Genomic DNA, 18,324 nt, shown 5'->3' with positions numbered 1-18,324 from the left:
TGACGATGCCGGTTATGCGGATCACTGCAGTTCTGGCCAGTAAGCTTTATTCGCTGCGACCAAATCATCCAGAATGGCTTTAGCGACCGACGCGCTGGGCACCGTTTTCGACAGCGTGATGGCCTGCCACAGCTTCTGATAAGAGCGCTGTTCCCAGGCATCGACCACCAGTTTTTCAACCGCTACCTGCTGGCTCATCAACCCTTTCTGGAAATGCGGGATATCGCCCACCGTCAGCGGCTCCGGGCCGTTTTTGCCGACGAGACACGGGATTTCAACCATCGCATCGGCATCGAAGTTATGGATAGCGCCGTTATTGGGCACAATCAGCAACATCCGCTCCTGGGTGTTAAACGCGATAGCAGTTGCCAGATCAACAATATACGACGCATGTTCGTCGATTTCTAAATCGCCCGCAGAAGATTTCCCCGCAGAAATAATGGCTCGGCAGGCACCAAAAACCTGTTTTTCACGGTGATCCATCACCTCATTGGCCCGGGTACGCTCGGGGTTCGAGTGCGCTACCACATAGTCCGGGAAAAAATAATACTTCAGATAGGTGTTCGGCATGGTGTCCGGATCCAGCGCCTGAACATCTTTGGCTTTGGCGAAGGTATCATTCCAGCTGGCTTCCGTATGCTCATCGTTTGCAGGTGGAACATAGCCATTTTTCGCCACATATTCGCGCAACTTCGGCATCAGATCGTTCCCCTCCAGATCTTCAATCGAGGTCCACCAGCCAAAGTGGTTCAGCCCGTAATAACGCACACGCATCTGTTTGCGGTTTTTCAGGCCGACAATCTGTGCCATACGCCCTTCAATCCCAATCGGCATATCACAAATGTTGAGAATTTTGGCCTGCGGACGCAAACGGCGTGTCGCTTCTGCCACGATGGCAGCCGGGTTGGAGTAGTTGAGCATCCATGCGTTCGGCGAATACTGCTGCATATAATCGACCAGTTCCAGCACGCCGCCAATGGAGCGCATACCGTAAGCAATGCCGCCAGGGCCGCATGTTTCCTGCCCCACGACGCCGTGACGTAACGGGATTTTTTCATCCTGTTCGCGCATCGGGTATTTGCCCACGCGGATATGCGCCATCACAAAATCCACATCACTAAAAGCGGCTTTGGGGTCAGTGGTGTAACTAAAATCGATGTCCGGAGCCTGCTCCTGCAGAATGATTTTACAGGCTTCAGCAATAGTTTCCTGGCGGGCGCCATCGTTGTCATAAAACTTGAGCGCACGCAGCGGGAAGCGATCGCGGTTGGCCAGTAGCATCAGCACAATTCCGGGCGTAAAGGTGCTGCCGCCGCCTGCAATAACCACAGAGAATTTTTTCATGAGACTGCCTCCGACATAGGGGATGGTTCGTTGGTTAAAGGGGTTTTCATCAAGACTTCAAGCTGCTCGCGCACTTGCGGTACGTGCAGGCCAACAATGACCTGGATAGCATTGCCGCGCCGCACCACGCCGTGGGCGCCCAGCGTTTTGAAAACATCATCACTTTCGGTTTTCGCCATCTCGACCAGCGTGATGCGTAAGCGGGTTGCGCAGTTATTAATTCTGGCGATATTCGTCGCGCCACCAAGCGCCTGCAGGAAGCCCAGCGCCTGACTCAGTGGCGCACCAGCCGTTGCCGGGTTTTGCCCGCGGGCAGCTTTGTAATCGGCTTTGCTGTAGAGCTTCACTTCACTCTCTTCCCGACCAGGCGTTTTCAGCTTGAAGTGCACGATCAGGGTGCGGAACACCACGAAATAGAGCGCGGTAAAACAAAGCCCAATACCAATCTGTGTGAAGACCATCGCCGCATGGTTGTGGAACATAGGGATCCAGTTCTGTGGCAGGAACTGGTCGAGCAGACCGCCGCCCATATTGCCCACCACGCCAAAGCTGTACATCACCGTCGCCATGCTGGCGGCCAGCACTGCGTGTACCGCAAACAGCAGCGGAGAGATAAACAGGAAGGTAAACTCCAGCGGCTCAGTAATGCCCACCAACACAGCCGTGAGGGTAGCGGGGATCAGTAACCCGGCGACTTTGACGCGATTTTCCGGCGCGGCGGTGTACCACAATGCCAGCGCAATACCGACGGAACCGAACACTTTAGAATTACCGTGCAGGGCAAAACCGCCCTCCGGGAACAGGGTTTTCAGCGCCTCGGTACTCTGGCTGAATTCGTGTAGATGCTGCGCCCAGTACACCTGAATACCGCCTTCCACTGCCGCCGGACCAAAGATAAACGGCCCGTAGACGAAATGGTGCAACCCGGTGGGGATCAGAATGCGTTCAAGGAAGGTATACACCCAGACACCCAGCGCACCTGCTGAGCGCAAAAAGGCTTGCAGGGATTCAATCCCCAACTGCACTTTTGGCCAGCCAAGCAGCGTTAGCCATGCGCAAGGGATCATCACCAGAAAGGCGATAATCACCACAAACGAGGTGCCCTGAAAAATGCCAAGAAAGACCGGTAACGGTTTATCAAAGTAGCGGTTATGGATTGCCGTCACGATACCGGAAATGGCTATCGCGCCGATAATACTGGTATCGAGCGTTTTAATCCCGGCAATCAGCGTTAACCCGCTACCGGCCACGGGATCGGCGGCAAAGTCGACACCAAAAAAATGCCCCCAGGTCATGCCCATGGCATTAATAAAATAGTTCCAGGTCAGAAAGCTAATCAGCACGGCCAGACAGGCGCGTCCTTGAGCCTGTTTAGCCAGACCAATAGGCAAACCGACAGCGAAAATCAGCGGCATATTGCGGAACACCGCCCAGCCGCCCTCTTCAATGATATGGACGATCTGGGCGAAAAGGCTGTCGGGTGCCGTTAGCGCTTCGCCGACGAACAGCGGGTTGTGCAGCATAATGGCGATTCCAACCACCATACCGGCAAAAGGGAACAGCAGCACCGGGGTAAACATGGCGCCGCCAAAACGTTGTATTTGACTGAGCATTTTGAAATCCTCATGTAACAACCTGTAGGGGGTAAAGGCCTTGTTATGTTTTGTTGGCCTGAATTGAGGATAAGAATTTGCTTCCCTACGGGCAGGATGCGCCGCTGCGATCCGTGATAGCCTTCATGGTTTTATTTTCCCTGCTGATGTCTACTTTCATCACAAAACATAGACATCTCAAAACGGCTCCTGCGGCTTAACGGGGATAAAGAGGTCTAGCAGTGATCTACAAATCCATTGCTGAACGGTTACGTCTGCGGCTCAATTCATCCGATTACAACGTAGGTAGTCCGCTGCCCGGTGAGAAAACGCTGGCGCAGGAGTTTGGCGTCGCGCGGATGACCGTCCGTAAAGCCATTGATCTGTTGGTCGAGTGGGGGCTGGTGATACGCCGACACGGCAGCGGAACATTTGTGGCGCGCAAAGATGTTCACCATGAAACCACTAACCTCACCGGGCTGGTAGAAGTGCTGCGTCAGCAGGGCAAAGAGGTGTACAGCCAGGTGCTGCAGTTCGAAGTGATGCCCGCGCCCCCGGCGATTGCCAGCCAGTTACGCATCCAGGTGAATGAGCGGATCTACTTTTCGCGACGGGTACGTTATGTAGAGGGAAAACCGCTAATGCTGGAAGACAGTTATATGCCCTTGAAGTTGTTTCGTAACCTTTCTCTGGCACACCTGGAAGGGTCGAAATTCGATTACATCGAGAAAGAGTGCGGCATAACGATCAGCGGCAACTATGAAAGCCTGACTCCCGTACTGGCGGATAAGCAACTGGCGGGCGTGTTAAACCTTGAAGAACAGACACCGCTGCTGCGTATTACCTCACTCTCCTACAGCGACAGCGGTGAATTTCTGAATTATTCAGTGATGTATCGCAACACCCGCGATTACCAGGTGGATTACCACCTGCGGCGCATCCATCAACAAGTACCGTTACCCCATTCCCCAGAAGATCACCGCCAGTAGTTGTGGCGTGATAATGCGCAGGAACATCACCAGCGGGTAAACGGTCGCATAGGAAAGTGCGGCTGCGCCGCTGGTGGCGTGCAGACCGTTAGCGAACGCCAGTGCCGGGGGATCGGTCATTGACCCCGCCAGCATGCCGCATAGCGTCAGGTAGTTCATTTTCGCTACCATTCGCGCCACGATACCGACCGTTATCAGTGGCACCGCAGTAATAAAGATGCCGTAACACATCCAGTTAACCCCGTCACCGTGCGTCAGGGTGGCGATAAAGTCACCGCCGGATTTCAGCCCCACCACCGCCAAAAACAGCACAATACCCAGTTCGCGCAGCGCCAGGTTAGCGCTCGGCGGCATAAACCAGTACAGCTTGCCGATACTGCCGATTCGCCCGAGGATCAGTGCCGTGATCAGCGGCCCTCCGGCCAGCCCCAGCTTCAGCGCAACCGGAAACCCCGGCACAAAAAGTGGTATCGAACCGAGCAACACCCCGAGGCCAATGCCGATAAACACGGGCAGCATCTGCACCTGTTGTAGCTTGTGCTGGGCGTTGCCGACTTCATTGGCGACCGCTTCTATCGCCACTGGCCGACCAACCAGATTGAGAATGTCGCCGAATTGCAGGCTCGCATCGCTGCTCGCCACCAGTTCCACCCCGGCTCGGTTGAGCCTGGAGATCACCACGTCATAACGCTCTTTAAAGTGTAAGTCGCGGATTTTCTTGCCTAATACCTTCTCGTTCGTCACCACCACACGTTCTACGCGCAAATCCGTGCCGCGTGTCGACAGCGAGGTATCGACCTCCTGACCGATCACAAGCTGGGCACTATGCAGATCCGCCGGCAACCCAACCAGATGCAATAAATCCCCCGCCTGGATAAGCGTGCCAGGGGACGGTACCATCAGCAAATCGCCGCGTTTAAGCCGCGAGCAGATGATTTTATCGCTGTTAAGGATCGGCACATCCTGGATCGCCATATTGTTAAGGTTCGGGTTTTCAACGCGAATATTAATGGTGCGGATAAGCGATATGCCGCTACTTAAGGTGGAATCCTGCCGACGCGCTTCCTCATCGACGTTGACGCGAAACAGCACGCGTAACAACCACATCGTCAGCAAAATACCGCAAATGCCAAACGGGTAGGCCATCGCATAGCTCATCCCCATTTGATCAACCACCCCGCCTGAGATGCCCAAATCACGCAGGATCTGCTGCCCGGCCCCTAATGCCGGAGTATTGGTCACCGCACCGGAGAAAATCCCCAGGATCACCGGTAGCGGAATAGCAAACAGTTTATGCAGAATCGCGGTGACCAGACCGCCAAGGAGAACAATCAGAATCGCGAACAGATTGAGCCGAAGCCCCGACACGCGAAGGGAAGCAAAGAAACCGGGGCCAACCTGGATCCCAATGGTATAGACGAAGAGGATCAGGCCAAACTCCTGGACGAAATGCAGCATGGGACTGCTTAATGAAATGCCGGCCTGGTCGACGAAATGGCCGACGATAATCCCGCCGAACAGCACCCCGCCAATGCCGAACCCGACACCGCGTATTTTCACATTGCCAATCCATAACCCGACAACCGCTACCAGCGCCAGCACGCTTACCGTTAAGGCAATATCACTCATGAACGTTTCCCTCACATGATGACTATGACGATTCTGGCAGAGCGTGGCTGGGTTGTATGGGTGATGGCGCACAAAGTGCGTGGCTTTCTCTGCCTCGACATGTGGCGAACACTGCACCATTTCAGGGGGTCTGAACCGAATTAAAGCACCCAATATACGGTTTGAGGGTCCCGAAAACCCTACGCAGGCTAAGCATTGCCATTATGGCAACCGCAACAAAGGGTTATGGCATAGTTAATGCAAAAGCTCAGTTTTGTTAAAAAACGGGGTGATGGCATGACGAACACAACATTGACCAACGTAGTGGTGGCCAGCCAGAAAAAGTGGACCCAGTTAGCACTGGGCTTGCTGTGTATGGTATCCATCTCCAGCCCACAGTATGTCTGGGCGCTGTTTACGCGTCCCTTTATGGAGAAGCTAAACGTCCCGCTGGCGGAGATACAACTGACCTTTTCACTGCTGATCATTTTGCAGACCTTCTTCTCGCCCTTCCAGGGGCGGCTGATTGATAAATTTGGCCCGCGCCGGTTGATAGCGATCGGCACCGTGCTGAGCGGTGCAAGCTGGATGCTAACGGCCACAATGAGCAGCCTGACCCAACTTTATCTCTATTACGGCGTGCTGGGCGGCCTTGGCACCGGGATTGTCTATGTTGGCGTGGTGGGCCTGATGGTACGCTGGTTCCCCGAAAAACGCGGGTTTGCCACAGGGATGGTGGCGGCGGGCTACGGGATGGGTGCGATCCTGACCACCTTCCCGGTTACACAGGCGCTGGCGACTCAAGGGCTGGAAAATACGCTGTGGCAATTCGGGTTAATCATGGCGGTCATCGGCTTTATCGCCAGCCAGGGGTTGCGCGCACCGCTAACAGTCAGCTTCCCGGAAATGAACAGCCCTTTAGCGATGAGTAATAAAAGTTTCAGCCCACGGCAAATGCTGCGCAAGCCCCTTTTCTGGCTGATGTTTGTAATGATGACTATGATGTCCACATCTGGCCTGATGGTCACATCGCAAATGGCGATTTTTGCCGGAGATTTTGGCATCACCTCGGTCACGGTGCTGGGCATGGCAGCACTGCCGCTGGCGATGACCATTGACCGTTTTATGAATGGCCTGACGCGCCCGGTTTGCGGTTTTATCTCTGACCGTATTGGTCGCGAGAACATGATGTTTATCGCGTTTGGTCTTGAAGGCTGTGCCATGGCGCTATGGCTGATGTGCAAAGACGATCCGCTGCTGTTTGTGCTGCTTTCCGGGGTGGTCTTTTTCGGCTGGGGGGAGATTTTTTCACTGTTCCCCGCGACGCTGACTGATACCTTCGGCACCGGGCACGCAACGGCAAATTATGGCTGGCTCTATATTTCGCAAGGGATTGGTTCTATTTTTGGCGGCCCGCTCGCTGCGCTGATGTATCAACATAGCGGAAGCTGGAGCCTGGTATTTGGCTGCGCCATTACGCTGGATATTGTTTGCGCGCTGCTGGCGTTGTTTGTGCTCAAACCCTGGCGCCACCGTTTTTTACAAACGGTACGAGCATAAAAAAAGCGCCGACATGCGGCGCTTTTTCTTATTACCCTTTAGCTGTTTAGCGCCGGGCGATTGCTGATCGCTATACGCTGCGGTTCGGCGCTTTCCGGTACATTGCGCAGTAAATCAATGTGCAGCAGACCATTGCTGAAGGTCGCGCCGGACACTTCCATAAAGTCCGCCAACGTAAAGCTCAGGCTAAACGGCTGGATCACTAACCCCTGATGAAGCCACTTCGGTTCATTGGCGGGTTTCTCCGGGTTGCCTTTAATGGTCAGACGACCATTCTCCAGCTGGATATCCAGCTCTTGCTGACGGAACCCCGCCAGCGCAAGAGTAATGCGGTAATGATTTTCATCGCCCTTTTCAATGTTATAAGGCGGGAATGTCTGTTGTTCAGTGGTGCTTTGCAGGGCATTGGCCAATTTGTCAAAACCGATCCACTGACGCAGCAGGGGGGATAAATCATAATTACGCATTGTGTTTCTCCTTCAAAGAAGCGAGTGAATACCTGCGAGCTCACGGCTCACATATGCTCCCTGACGGCGAGCATGTTCGGGATGGGCCGCCAGCAGCGACCCGGGATAATTAGTTGATTTCGATACGACGCGGTTTTTTCTCTTCCGGGATCACGCGTTCCAGTTCGACATACAGCAGGCCATCGACCAGGTTAGCGCCCTGGACATGAATGTTTTCCGCCAGCTGGAATTTACGCTCGAAGTTACGTTCCGCGATGCCCTGGTAGAGATAGGTGCGTTCTTTTTGCTCGGTAGCGTGGGAGCCTTTCACCACCAGCAGGTTATCCTGTGCGGTGATCTCCAGTTCGCTTTCGGCGAAACCAGCCACAGCAATCGCGATGCGGTAGTGGTTTTCATCCACTAACTCAACGTTGTACGGAGGGTAGCCGCCATTACTCTGGCTTTGATTATTTTCCAGCAGGTTAAAGAGGCGGTCAAAACCAATAGCAGAACGATAAAGCGGAGAAAGATCGAAGTTACGCATACATAAAGCTCCTGAAATCAGCGAGATTGTTAATAACCTTCCATAATGGACAGGCCGGGTCGAACACGTTAGCCAACACCCTTACGGCGTGTTATCCGGCTGTATTCTTAAAATGTGGCTGGCAAGTCTCTTTTCAAGGGTATCGGCCAGAGTTTTTTTTGCACTTTCTGCAGCAAGGCATAGACTGGGATCACAGCACAAATGGTTAAAGTGCGAATGCCGCCACAGAGCGGAGCCAGAACGCTGTCCCTTTCCTGTAAGGAAAGCTATAAACCCGGAAACAGTGTTCACACTGCATATAACGATGATCAGTCAATGATGAAAAATACTCTGGTAGTTTTTGCGATTTTAAGCGGAATGATGTTGTCGGGGTGCTCAAGCGTGATGTCTCATACCGGCGGCAAAGAGGGGGTTTACCCGGGTACGCGCGCAAGCTCGACCATGCTGTCCGACGATGATACCGGCATCGGCATGAAGTCGCTGGTGGTACTGGATATGCCTTTCACCGCCGTTGTAGACACCTTGCTGCTGCCGTGGGATCTGTTCCGCCGCGACAACTCCATCAAGTCACGCGTGGAAAAGAGCGAGCAGGCTAATTTTGCGACTAACGCTGTTATCCCGCCCGCACCGATGCCCGTGCAGTAACTTAGAACCCGGTTTCCGTCACCCATAACTGGCGGAAACCTTCAACCTCCTCCATCCAGGCAAGGTGTTTCCCGTCCGGCGAAAAGACCACGGCATCCGCCGAAGGCGGATTTTCATGATCGGCAGTCAAAAAGGTGATGTCCCCCCGCTGCGCGTCGCAAAGGGCAATACGATTTTCCAGCACAAACCCTAATGCATTGCCTGAAGGGTGCCAGTTAAACGCTGACTGGATGCCGCCAGCTGTTTGCGTTAACTGGCGCGGCTCGCCGCCGTCCGGGCTGATAAGCCACAGTTGGACAATGCCGTGGTCATCGCGCATCAGGAAAGCAATCTCCGTACCCTGCGGATTACCGCGAACCCAGTGACGCGGCGTATTGACCAGCCCCGGATAGCGCCGGGAGTGGGTAAACGTCAGGCGTTGTTGCGCCACACCCAGAGGTGGGGCAGGCAGCGTGTCAGGCGAGCCTTGCAGCGGCGCTGCGCCAGCGGTTTTCCAGCCTTGCTCGTCTGCCGGTAGCGCAACAATAAACAATTCAGGGACTTTTTCGCCGCGAAGCGACAGCGTGTCGCCAATAAAAGCCAGGCGCTGATTGCCCACCCAGCCCTCTTCGTAAGCACGATTAATCTCATCGCTCCCCGGCACAGGGGTGGGCGTGGTGCAACTGACCAGCACACTCCAGTGGCTCCCACCATATTCACGGGCATGCGAACCGGGCGGCGTGACCGGGCCAAAAGGTGTAGCTACGCCTACATTACGCAGATCCCGCGTCGGGGATAATTCATGCATCACATGGTCGTTATAAGTAAAGCTAACAAACTGGCCATTCGGGCTGTAGACATGCACATGCGTACCGCCACGCAACGCCCCCGCTGTATAAGGTGCGGTGATATCCATGGCATCCAGGTTGTGTGTTTGCCCCGCTTCTGTGACAACCCCACGACGGTGGTGAAAATCATACTGCCAGCTGGCGTCCGGGTTTTCTGGCCCATGAATAAATACATATTTTTCCGCCTGCGGGTGCACCGTCACAACGCCAACATGCGCCCCCTGCAACGCGGTATAGAGCACCTCCACCACACCGTTTTGCACATTAACCCGCTCGATAGTTTTACCGGTAAAGGACGCGCCAGAAGGCCGGACGTCAAACACCAGCCACTGGCTGTCCGCCGTCCAGCAGTTGATATTGGTCAGTTGATGATTGCGCGGGGCAAACGTGATCTGTTTCATGGAAGTACCCTGAAGCGATAATGGCGTTTCAGGGTATAGCAATGCGAGACGTTAGCCTACACCTCACTTCATGGTCACTTCACACACCCGTTTTAGCATCGCTTCGCTGACACAGGAGGAAGAGATGCAACATTTTGATGTAGCAATTATTGGTCTTGGCCCGGCAGGGGCGGCGCTGGCGCGGCAACTGGCAGGACATCTCAGTGTGATCGCGCTCGATAAAAAGCAGCGCAGCGGGGATAAGGGATTTAAAAAACCGTGTGGTGGTTTGCTGGCACCGGACGCTCAACGCTCGTTTATTCGTGCCGGCATTACGCTGCCGGTCCAGGTGATGGCCGATCCGCAAATTTTCAGCGTCCGCACGGTTGATGTGCAAAGTAACATCACGCGTAACTACCAGCGCAGTTACTTGAATATCGATCGCCACGCCTTCGACTTGTGGATGAAGTCGCTGATCCCGGCCTCTGTGACGGTGCACCACGATGCGCTGTGTCGCAAAATCTGGCGTGAAAACGGGCTCTGGTATCTTGTTTTTTGTGTTGAAGGGGAAGAAACAACCGTCACCTGTCGTTATTTAATCGGTGCAGACGGTGCGAACTCCATGGTACGGCGGGTACTCTACCCTGAGCACGAGATCCGCAAGTATGTTGCGTTGCAGCAGTGGTTTAAAGAAAAGCATGACCGGCCTTTTTACGCCTGTGTTTTTGATAATGCGACCACCGACTGTTACGCGTGGAGCATCAGCAAAGATGGCTACTTTATTTTTGGCGGCGCGTTTGCGCTGAAGAACAGCCGCGAGTGTTTTGCCGCGCTGAAGACACGGCTGGAAAAGATGGATTTCCGTTTTGGCGACGTGGTGAAAAGCGAGAAATGTACGGTGTTGTGCCCGTCTCGCTGGGGCGATTTTGTGTGTGGAAAAGAGGATGCATTTCTGGTTGGCGAAGCGGCCGGTTTTATTAGCGCCAGTTCGCTGGAGGGCATTAGCTATGCGCTGGACAGCGCTGAAATTCTTAGCGAAATTCTGCGTTCAGCCCCTAAAAACGCGAACGCCGTCTACCATCGCAAAACCCTGGGTTTGCGGGTAAAACTGTGGGGGAAAATCATCAAAAACAAATGCCTGACGACACCATGGCTGCGTAAACTGATCATGCAAAGCGGTGTTGCGCATATTCCTCAGTCTCAAGAAAAACCGACTTCGGAGGCAAGGGCGTAATGCCCTTGCCAGTATCACGCATCAGTTCAGTGCGAACTTCTCAATGGCCCAGGCAACACCATCTTCAAGGTTGGATTTCGTAACAAAATCAGCAACCTCTTTTACGGAAGGAATTGCGTTATCCATCGCCACACCAACGCCGGCATAGTCAATCATTGCGATATCATTTTCCTGATCGCCAATTGCCATGATCTCTTCCGGTTTGATATTCAGCACATCGGCAAGAGATTTTACGCCTGTGCCCTTATTGACGCGTTTATCCAGTATTTCGAGGAAGTACGGCGCACTTTTCAGCACGGTATACTTCTCTTTCACTTCCTGCGGAATGCGGGTGATCGCCTGATCCAGTATGGTCGGCTCATCAATCATCATCACCTTGAGGAACTGGGTTGCCGGGTCCATTTTCTCTGCTTCACAGAACACCAGAGGGATGGTAGCAACGTAGGACTCATGCACTGTGTAGTAGCTGATATCGCGGTTGGCGGTATAGAGCGTGTTGCGATCCAGCGCGTGAAAGTGTGAACCCACCTCTCGCGACAATTTTTCCAGATAGCGGTAATCGTCATAGCTCAGCGTGGTTTGCGCCACCGTGCTGCCGTCGCTGGCGTTTTGTACCAGCGCGCCATTATAGGTAATGCAGTAATCGCCCTCCCGCTCCATATGCAGCTCTTTCATATAGCTGTGAACACCGGCATAGGGGCGACCGGTGGTCAGCACAACGTTAATACCCCGTTCGCGAGCGGCGGCAATAGCGTTTTTAACGGCGGGAGAAATGGTGTGATCCGGCAGCAACAGTGTGCCGTCCATATCGATTGCAATCAGTTTAATAGCCATGAGATCCCCAGGTGAGATTTTTCCAGCCTCATGCTAACGCGATTCCGCTCAAAAAACAGCAGCGCGGCGGGTGGAAAAAGGGGCCAGAAAGGGGAACCGGAATTCCCCTTTTTGAAGCCGGTCAGGGTTTACGCCCGATCCGGCTGAAGGATAATCAGATATCGATGTTCGCCGCTTTCAGGGCGTTTTCTTCGATAAAGGCGCGACGCGGTTCTACGGCATCGCCCATCAGGGTGGTGAACAACTGATCGGCAGCAATCGCATCTTTCACGGTCACGCGCAGCATACGACGGCTGTCCGGGTCCATAGTGGTTTCCCACAGCTGATCCGGGTTCATTTCGCCCAGACCTTTATAACGCTGAATAGCCAGACCACGGCGGGACTCTTTGACCAACCAGTCAAGCGCCTGCTCGAAGCTGGCAACCGGCTGACGACGCTCACCACGTTCGATAAAGGCGTCTTCTTCAATCAGACCACGCAGTTTTTCGCCAAGGGTGCAAAGACGACGGTACTCACCGCCAGCAATAAACTCGTTATCCAGCGGATAGTCGGTATCCACACCGTGGGTACGCACGCGAATGATCGGCTCGAAATGGTTCAGCTCGCTGTTAACGTGAACATCGAACTTCCACTGGCTCCCGTGCTGTTCGTTCTCGTTCAGTTCGCTGACCAGCGTGTTCACCCAACGGGTAACTTTTTGCTCATCGGCCAGATCGGCTTCGGTCAGTGTCGGCTGATAAACCAGCGCTTTCAGCAGCGTACGCGGGAAGCGACGCTCCATACGCCCAATCATCTTCTGCGCGGCGTTGTACTCGGCAACCAGTTTTTCCAGTGGCTCGCCCGCTAAAGCTGGCGCACTGGCGTTGGTATGCAGCGTTGCACCATCCAGCGCGATAGCGATCTGGTACTGGTCCATAGCCTCATCATCTTTAATATACTGTTCCTGCTTGCCTTTCTTCACTTTGTACAGCGGCGGCTGCGCAATGTAGACGTGACCGCGTTCAACGATTTCAGGCATCTGACGGTAGAAGAAAGTCAGCAGCAGGGTACGGATGTGCGATCCATCCACGTCCGCATCGGTCATGATGATGATGCTGTGATAACGCAGTTTGTCCGGGTTGTACTCATCGCGGCCAATACCGCAGCCCAGGGCGGTGATCAGCGTCGCCACTTCCTGAGAAGAGAGCATCTTGTCGAAGCGCGCTTTCTCAACGTTAAGGATTTTCCCTTTCAGCGGCAGAATAGCCTGGTTCTTACGGTTACGGCCCTGCTTCGCAGAACCGCCCGCCGAGTCCCCTTCCACCAGGTAGAGTTCGGACAGAGCCGGGTCACGCTCCTGGCAATCCGCCAGTTTACCCGGCAGACCAGCCAGGTCCAGCGCGCCTTTACGGCGGGTCATTTCACGGGCTTTACGCGCTGCTTCACGGGCACGCGCCGCATCAATAATTTTACCGACAACGATTTTAGCGTCCGACGGATTTTCCAGCAGGTATTCGCTCAGCAGTTCGTTCATCTGCTGCTCTACCGCCGATTTCACCTCAGAGGAGACCAGCTTGTCTTTGGTCTGGGAGGAGAACTTCGGATCCGGCACTTTGACAGAAACAACGGCAATCAGACCTTCACGGGCATCATCACCGGTGGCGCTGACTTTGGCTTTCTTGCTGTACCCTTCTTTATCCATGTACGCGTTCAACGTACGGGTCATTGCCGCACGGAAACCGGCGAGGTGAGTCCCCCCGTCACGCTGCGGAATGTTGTTGGTAAAGCAGTAAATATTTTCCTGGAAACCGTCGTTCCACTGCAGCGCCACTTCAACACCAATACCGTCTTTTTCAGTAGAGAAATAGAAGATGTTCGGGTGGATCGGCGTTTTGTTTTTATTGAGGTACTCAACAAAGGCTTTGATACCGCCTTCGTAATGGAAATGATCTTCTTTGCCGTCGCGCTTATCGCGCAGACGAATAGAAACGCCAGAGTTCAGGAATGACAGCTCGCGCAGACGCTTCGCCAGAATTTCGTATTCGAACTCGGTCACATTGGTAAAAGTTTCGTAGCTCGGCCAGAAACGCACCATGGTACCGGTTTTTTCGGTATCGCCAGTTACGGCAAGTGGCGCCTGCGGAACACCGTGCTCATAAATCTGACGGTGCACTTTATTATCACGCTGGATAACCAGTTCCAGCTTCTGCGACAGGGCGTTAACCACAGAAACGCCAACACCGTGCAGACCACCGGAGACTTTATAGGAGTTATCGTCAAACTTACCGCCGGCGTGCAGTACGGTCATGATCACTTCAGCAGCAGATACCCCTTCCTCCGGGTGAATACCGGTCGGGATCCCACGGCCGTCATCCTGAACAGATACCGAGTTATCGCTGTGAATGGTGACGATAATATCTTTGCAGTACCCTGCGAGCGCTTCGTCGATAGCGTTATCTACCACCTCGAATACCATATGGTGCAGACCGGTGCCGTCATCCGTATCGCCGATATACATACCCGGGCGCTTACGCACCGCATCCAGCCCTTTCAGGACTTTGATACTGGAGGAGTCATAAGAATTCGACATCAACGTTTCTCGCTCATTTAGTCTTGGGTTAATCCGTTATTTTACCCTTTTCCACGGTGAACATCTTCGAATTTTTGTCCGACATGTCCATCACGTGTTCGGCGCTGATCGCGCTGACAAAAACCTGAGACTGCGTGGCTTTCAGGCGGCTTGCTAACAGCCCGCGCTTCGCATCATCAAGTTCCGAGGCAAAATCATCTATCAGGTATAAACAGCGGCGCCCGCTTTCTCGGGTTAAAAATTCCCCCTGCGCCAGGCGCAGCGCGCACATCAGGAGTTTTAGCTGCCCGCGAGACAGCGTATCTTCAACCGGGGCGCCATCTGCCCGTATGCGGAAATCCGCCTTATGCGGGCCATGCGCGGTATAAGTCAGCATGCGGTCACGCTCAAAATTGCGCTCCAGCACTTCACCGTAATCCGTCTCCTTTTCCCATCCACGCTGAAAGCCGAACGTCAGGGAAAACTCGGGCAAAAACTGTTGGCAGGTATCCGCCATGTCTTCAGCAATGGCTGCGCTGTACTCGGCGCGCCAGCGGCTGATCTGTTCTGCCAGCGGGATCAGTTCTTTATCCCACGGACGTAGCTGCGCGTAATGACTCACCTGGCGCAACGCGGCGTTACGCTGTTTCAGCAGCCGTTTGAGATTGCTCCAGGCGGTAAAAAAACCGGCTTCGTTGTGAAAGCATCCCCAATCGAGGAAGGCTCTTCGGTATTTGGGGCCGCCGTTGAGTAATGTAAATCCCTCGGGCGTGATCAATTGCATAGGCATAAGCAACGCCAGTTCCGCCACTTTATGGCCGTCTGTGCCGTCAATGCGTACTTTGCTGTCGCCAAGCTTATCTTTCGTCAGCCCGATAGCGGTTTCACGCTCCTGGCCCTGTAAACGGCCATGCAGAACAAACGCCTCCTGCTCATGGCGGATCACACGGCCGATTTGTAAACTGCGAAACGCCCGGCCATGACCCAGCGTATAGATAGCTTCCAGAACACTGGTTTTGCCGCTGCCGTTAGCGCCAACCAGGAAATTAAAGCCGGGAGATAACGCGAGATCTGCGTTCTCGATATTACGGAAGTCTTTAATGAGAAGGCGGGTCAATGACATAGTTCAGAGCATCAGTCCAGGGGCGTGAGTGTCGCAGCCAGTTCATCTACCGCCAGCGCGCAGAAAGCGGAGCGTACACGAAGTACGTGAGCATTTCGAGCACTGCCGGAAGACGAAATAGCAAGTAAACCAGCCCCTTTTCAGATTCTACAGCCGCATTGGCATAACGACATAGGCTGCGCTTTGACTCGCCGCGTCTTCAATCTGCACACTCGACACCGAATCGGTCAGCAGAATGCGCACATTTTCGCACTTCAGCGCATTCAGGACATCTAACACATAGCTAACGTTGAAGCCGATCTCCATTTCGCTGCCGGCATAGGTCACGTCGAGAAACTCTTCCGCTTCTTCCTGCTCCGGGTTGTTAGCCGTGATTTTGATCTGATTCTCGCTGACGTACAGACGCACACCGCGGAATTTCTCGTTTGAGAGGATCGCCGCACGCGCAAACGCCTGTTTCAACAGGTCGCAGCCCGCTTCCAGCGTTTTATCCGGGTTTTTCGGCAATACGCGGCGATAATCCGGGAAACGGCCATCAACCAGCTTCGAAGTAAAGATAAAATCGCCGACATGCGCGCGAATATTGTTGCTGCCGATCTGTATACGCAGCGGCGTATCGCCGCCGTCAAGCATACGCATCAGCTCAATCACACCTTTACGCGGTACGATCACCGAATGGTTTGGCAGCGATTCGCCAATCGGCATAGAGCAGACAGCCAGACGGTGGCCATCAGTAGCGACGGTGCGCAGCTCTTCACCTTCGGTTTCGAACAGCATGCCGTTTAAGTAGTAACGCACATCCTGGTGAGCCATCGAAAACTGCGTCGCTTCGATCAGGCGTTTCATGGTCGCCTGCGGCAGCGTGAACTCCACTTCGCTTTGCCAGTCGTCAAGATTCGGAAAGTCGACGGCCGGCAGGGTAGAAAGCGAGAAACGGCTGCGCCCGGAACGGATCAGCATTCGCTCGCCTTCAAGCTGCACCGCGATCTCTGCGCCTTCCGGCAGACCACGACAGATGTCAAAAAACTTACGCGCGGGAACTGTCGTCGCGCCTTGCTCGTGCGGTTGCATCAGCGCAAGCCGGGCAACCATCTCCATTTCGAGGTCGGTACCGGTCAGCGACAACGCACCTTCGGTCACCTGAAGCAGCAGGTTTCCGAGGATCGGCAACGTAGGGCGTCCGCCCAGCGGGCCGCTAACCTGTTGCAGCGGCTTTAATAAATGTTCACGTTCTACGGTAAATTTCATAGCGTCACGAAGATAAAGTTCGGATTAAATTGGAAAAATCTTCTTTGATATCATGGCTTTCTTCACGCAACTGCTCAATCTTGCGGCAGGCATGCAGAACGGTAGTATGGTCGCGACCGCCAAATGCATCGCCGATTTCCGGCAGACTATGGTTGGTCAACTCCTTTGCCAGCGCCATCGCCATCTGACGTGGGCGAGCAACCGAACGGGAGCGACGCTTGGACAACAGATCCGCCACCTTGATCTTGTAATACTCCGCCACCGTCTTTTGAATATTGTCGATAGTGACGAGTTTTTCCTGCAACGCCAGCAGATCGCGCAGCGCCTCACGCACAAAATCAATGGTAATTGCCCGGCCGGTAAAGTTGGCGTTGGCGATAACACGGTTCAGCGCCCCTTCCAGCTCGCGGACGTTGGAGCGCAGACGTTTTGCAATAAAGAAAGCGACTTCACCCGGCAGGCGAATATCGTTTTCATCGGCTTTTTTCATCAGGATCGCCACACGGGTTTCCAGCTCCGGAGGTTCGATCGCAACGGTTAAGCCCCAGCCAAAACGGGATTTCAGACGATCCTCAACGCCGTTGATCTCTTTCGGATAACGATCCGAGGTAAGAATGATCTGCTGATTGCCTTCCAGCAGGGCGTTAAAGGTGTGGAAAAACTCTTCCTGGGATCGTTCTTTATTGGCAAAGAATTGAATATCGTCAATCAGCAGCGCATCAACGGAACGGTAGTAGCGTTTAAACTCTTCGATCGCATTGTTTTGCAGGGCTTTTACCATGTCCTGGACAAAACGCTCGGAGTGCATATACACCACTTTGGCATTGGGCTTGCGCGCCACAATACCGTTGCCCACCGCATGCAGCAGGTGGGTTTTACCAAGACCGGTGCCGCCATATAAAAACAGCGGATTATAAGCGCCGCCTGGGTTGTCGGCCACCTGACGGGCTGCCGCGCGCGCCAGCTGGTTAGATTTACCTTCAACGAAGTTATCAAAGGTATGTTTCACATTAACGTTAGAGCGGTAGGTGGGTTCCGCCGGCGCAGGAACATTGTCCCAGCCTGGGCGCGCGGCAGGCGCAGCGCGTTGCACGATCACCTGAGCAGCCTGAGCGGGCGCGGCAACACTGGCGGGCTCTCTCAGAGTCTGGTTAACCGGGCGGGAACCGACTTCAAAATGCAGTTGTGGGGCGTCCGCACCGCAGAAGTCATTCAGCAGTCCATTGATATTGTTGAGATATTTATCTCTAACCCAATCGAGGACAAAACGGTTTGGCGCATACAAAGCCAACGTGTTATCGCTCAGTTCCGCCTGCAAAGGGCGTATCCACATACTGAATTCTGTGGCTGGTAACTCATCCTGCAGTCGGGCAAGACACTGCTGCCAAAGCGAAAGTGACAC

The 18,324-nt window shown here is 54.0% G+C and carries 16 protein-coding genes; 5 read left to right on the top strand and 11 right to left on the bottom strand.

The window, feature by feature from the left end; all coding sequences use genetic code 11:
• Window positions 1-21: 21 nt before the first annotated feature.
• Together ACUY4S_RS00080 and ACUY4S_RS00075 are read right to left on the bottom strand one after the other, a co-directional pair.
• Complete coding sequence (locus ACUY4S_RS00080) at window positions 22-1,344, bottom strand: 6-phospho-alpha-glucosidase (RefSeq protein ID WP_312691755.1); 1,323 nt, start codon at window positions 1,342-1,344, stop codon at window positions 22-24.
• Window positions 1,341-2,957 (bottom strand): alpha-glucoside-specific PTS transporter subunit IIBC, encoded by a 1,617-nt coding sequence (locus ACUY4S_RS00075; protein WP_458023061.1) that lies wholly within the window; start codon window positions 2,955-2,957, stop codon window positions 1,341-1,343. Before ACUY4S_RS00075 ends, ACUY4S_RS00080 begins: the two co-directional genes overlap by 4 nt.
• A gap of 221 nt (window positions 2,958-3,178) precedes the next feature.
• On the opposite strand from ACUY4S_RS00075, the gene ACUY4S_RS00070 reads away from it, so the two are divergent.
• A complete protein-coding gene (locus tag ACUY4S_RS00070) occupies window positions 3,179-3,925 on the top strand; it encodes a GntR family transcriptional regulator (RefSeq protein ID WP_312691757.1) in 747 nt (248 codons plus the stop codon).
• On the opposite strand, the gene ACUY4S_RS00065 is transcribed toward ACUY4S_RS00070, so the two are convergent.
• The gene (locus ACUY4S_RS00065) at window positions 3,893-5,554 is read right to left on the bottom strand and encodes a putative transporter (protein WP_312691758.1); all 1,662 of its coding nucleotides are present in this window, start codon (window positions 5,552-5,554) and stop codon (window positions 3,893-3,895) included. The two genes, ACUY4S_RS00070 and ACUY4S_RS00065, sit on opposite strands and share 33 nt — an antisense overlap.
• 15 nt (window positions 5,555-5,569) lie before the next feature.
• On the opposite strand from ACUY4S_RS00065, the gene ACUY4S_RS00060 reads away from it, so the two are divergent.
• Together ACUY4S_RS00060 and oxlT are read left to right on the top strand one after the other, a co-directional pair.
• Complete coding sequence (locus ACUY4S_RS00060; protein WP_312691759.1) at window positions 5,570-5,698, top strand: hypothetical protein; 129 nt, start codon at window positions 5,570-5,572, stop codon at window positions 5,696-5,698.
• Between the two features lie 132 nt (window positions 5,699-5,830).
• A complete protein-coding gene (gene oxlT / locus ACUY4S_RS00055; RefSeq protein WP_312691760.1) occupies window positions 5,831-7,093 on the top strand; it encodes an oxalate/formate MFS antiporter in 1,263 nt (420 codons plus the stop codon).
• A 38-nt stretch (window positions 7,094-7,131) separates the two neighbouring features.
• On the opposite strand, the gene ibpB is transcribed toward oxlT, so the two are convergent.
• Together ibpB and ibpA are read right to left on the bottom strand one after the other, a co-directional pair.
• Window positions 7,132-7,560 carry a small heat shock chaperone IbpB gene (gene ibpB / locus ACUY4S_RS00050; RefSeq protein WP_312691761.1) on the bottom strand — a complete coding sequence of 143 codons (429 nt, stop codon included), beginning with the start codon at window positions 7,558-7,560 and terminating at the stop codon, window positions 7,132-7,134.
• A gap of 109 nt (window positions 7,561-7,669) precedes the next feature.
• A complete protein-coding gene (gene ibpA, locus ACUY4S_RS00045; protein ID WP_312691762.1) occupies window positions 7,670-8,083 on the bottom strand; it encodes a small heat shock chaperone IbpA in 414 nt (137 codons plus the stop codon).
• Between the two features lie 315 nt (window positions 8,084-8,398).
• Between ibpA and ACUY4S_RS00040 the strand changes: the two genes are divergently transcribed.
• A complete protein-coding gene (locus ACUY4S_RS00040; RefSeq protein WP_312691763.1) occupies window positions 8,399-8,728 on the top strand; it encodes a YceK/YidQ family lipoprotein in 330 nt (109 codons plus the stop codon).
• A 1-nt stretch (window position 8,729) separates the two neighbouring features.
• Here ACUY4S_RS00040 and ACUY4S_RS00035 read toward each other — a convergent pair whose 3' ends face one another.
• Window positions 8,730-9,956, bottom strand: coding sequence for a YidR family protein (locus ACUY4S_RS00035; RefSeq protein WP_458023060.1), 1,227 nt, complete (start codon window positions 9,954-9,956; stop codon window positions 8,730-8,732).
• Window positions 9,957-10,080: 124 nt separating this feature from the next.
• On the opposite strand from ACUY4S_RS00035, the gene ACUY4S_RS00030 reads away from it, so the two are divergent.
• Window positions 10,081-11,169, top strand: a complete 1,089-nt coding sequence (locus tag ACUY4S_RS00030) for an FAD-binding protein (protein ID WP_458023059.1) — start codon at window positions 10,081-10,083, stop codon at window positions 11,167-11,169.
• A gap of 21 nt (window positions 11,170-11,190) precedes the next feature.
• Here ACUY4S_RS00030 and yidA read toward each other — a convergent pair whose 3' ends face one another.
• The 5 genes from yidA to dnaA all read right to left on the bottom strand — a co-directional run bounded on the left by yidA (window position 11,191) and on the right by dnaA (window position 18,324).
• Window positions 11,191-12,003: a sugar-phosphatase gene (gene yidA, locus ACUY4S_RS00025; RefSeq protein ID WP_312691766.1), complete on the bottom strand. Its 813-nt coding sequence runs from the start codon at window positions 12,001-12,003 to the stop codon at window positions 11,191-11,193.
• Between the two features lie 154 nt (window positions 12,004-12,157).
• Window positions 12,158-14,572 carry a DNA topoisomerase (ATP-hydrolyzing) subunit B gene (gene gyrB / locus ACUY4S_RS00020; RefSeq protein WP_458023058.1) on the bottom strand — a complete coding sequence of 805 codons (2,415 nt, stop codon included), beginning with the start codon at window positions 14,570-14,572 and terminating at the stop codon, window positions 12,158-12,160.
• A gap of 28 nt (window positions 14,573-14,600) precedes the next feature.
• Entirely contained in the window at window positions 14,601-15,674 is a 1,074-nt protein-coding gene (gene recF, locus ACUY4S_RS00015) for a DNA replication/repair protein RecF (RefSeq protein ID WP_312691768.1), read from the bottom strand.
• Between the two features lie 147 nt (window positions 15,675-15,821).
• On the bottom strand, window positions 15,822-16,922 hold the full coding sequence (gene dnaN / locus ACUY4S_RS00010; RefSeq protein ID WP_312691769.1) for a DNA polymerase III subunit beta: 1,101 nt from the start codon (window positions 16,920-16,922) through the stop codon (window positions 15,822-15,824).
• Window positions 16,923-16,926: 4 nt separating this feature from the next.
• On the bottom strand, window positions 16,927-18,324 hold the full coding sequence (dnaA, locus tag ACUY4S_RS00005) for a chromosomal replication initiator protein DnaA (RefSeq protein ID WP_312691770.1): 1,398 nt from the start codon (window positions 18,322-18,324) through the stop codon (window positions 16,927-16,929).

It is taken from the genome of Kosakonia beeri, assembly GCF_054165705.1.
This window is presented reverse-complemented; position numbering and strand designations above follow the sequence as displayed.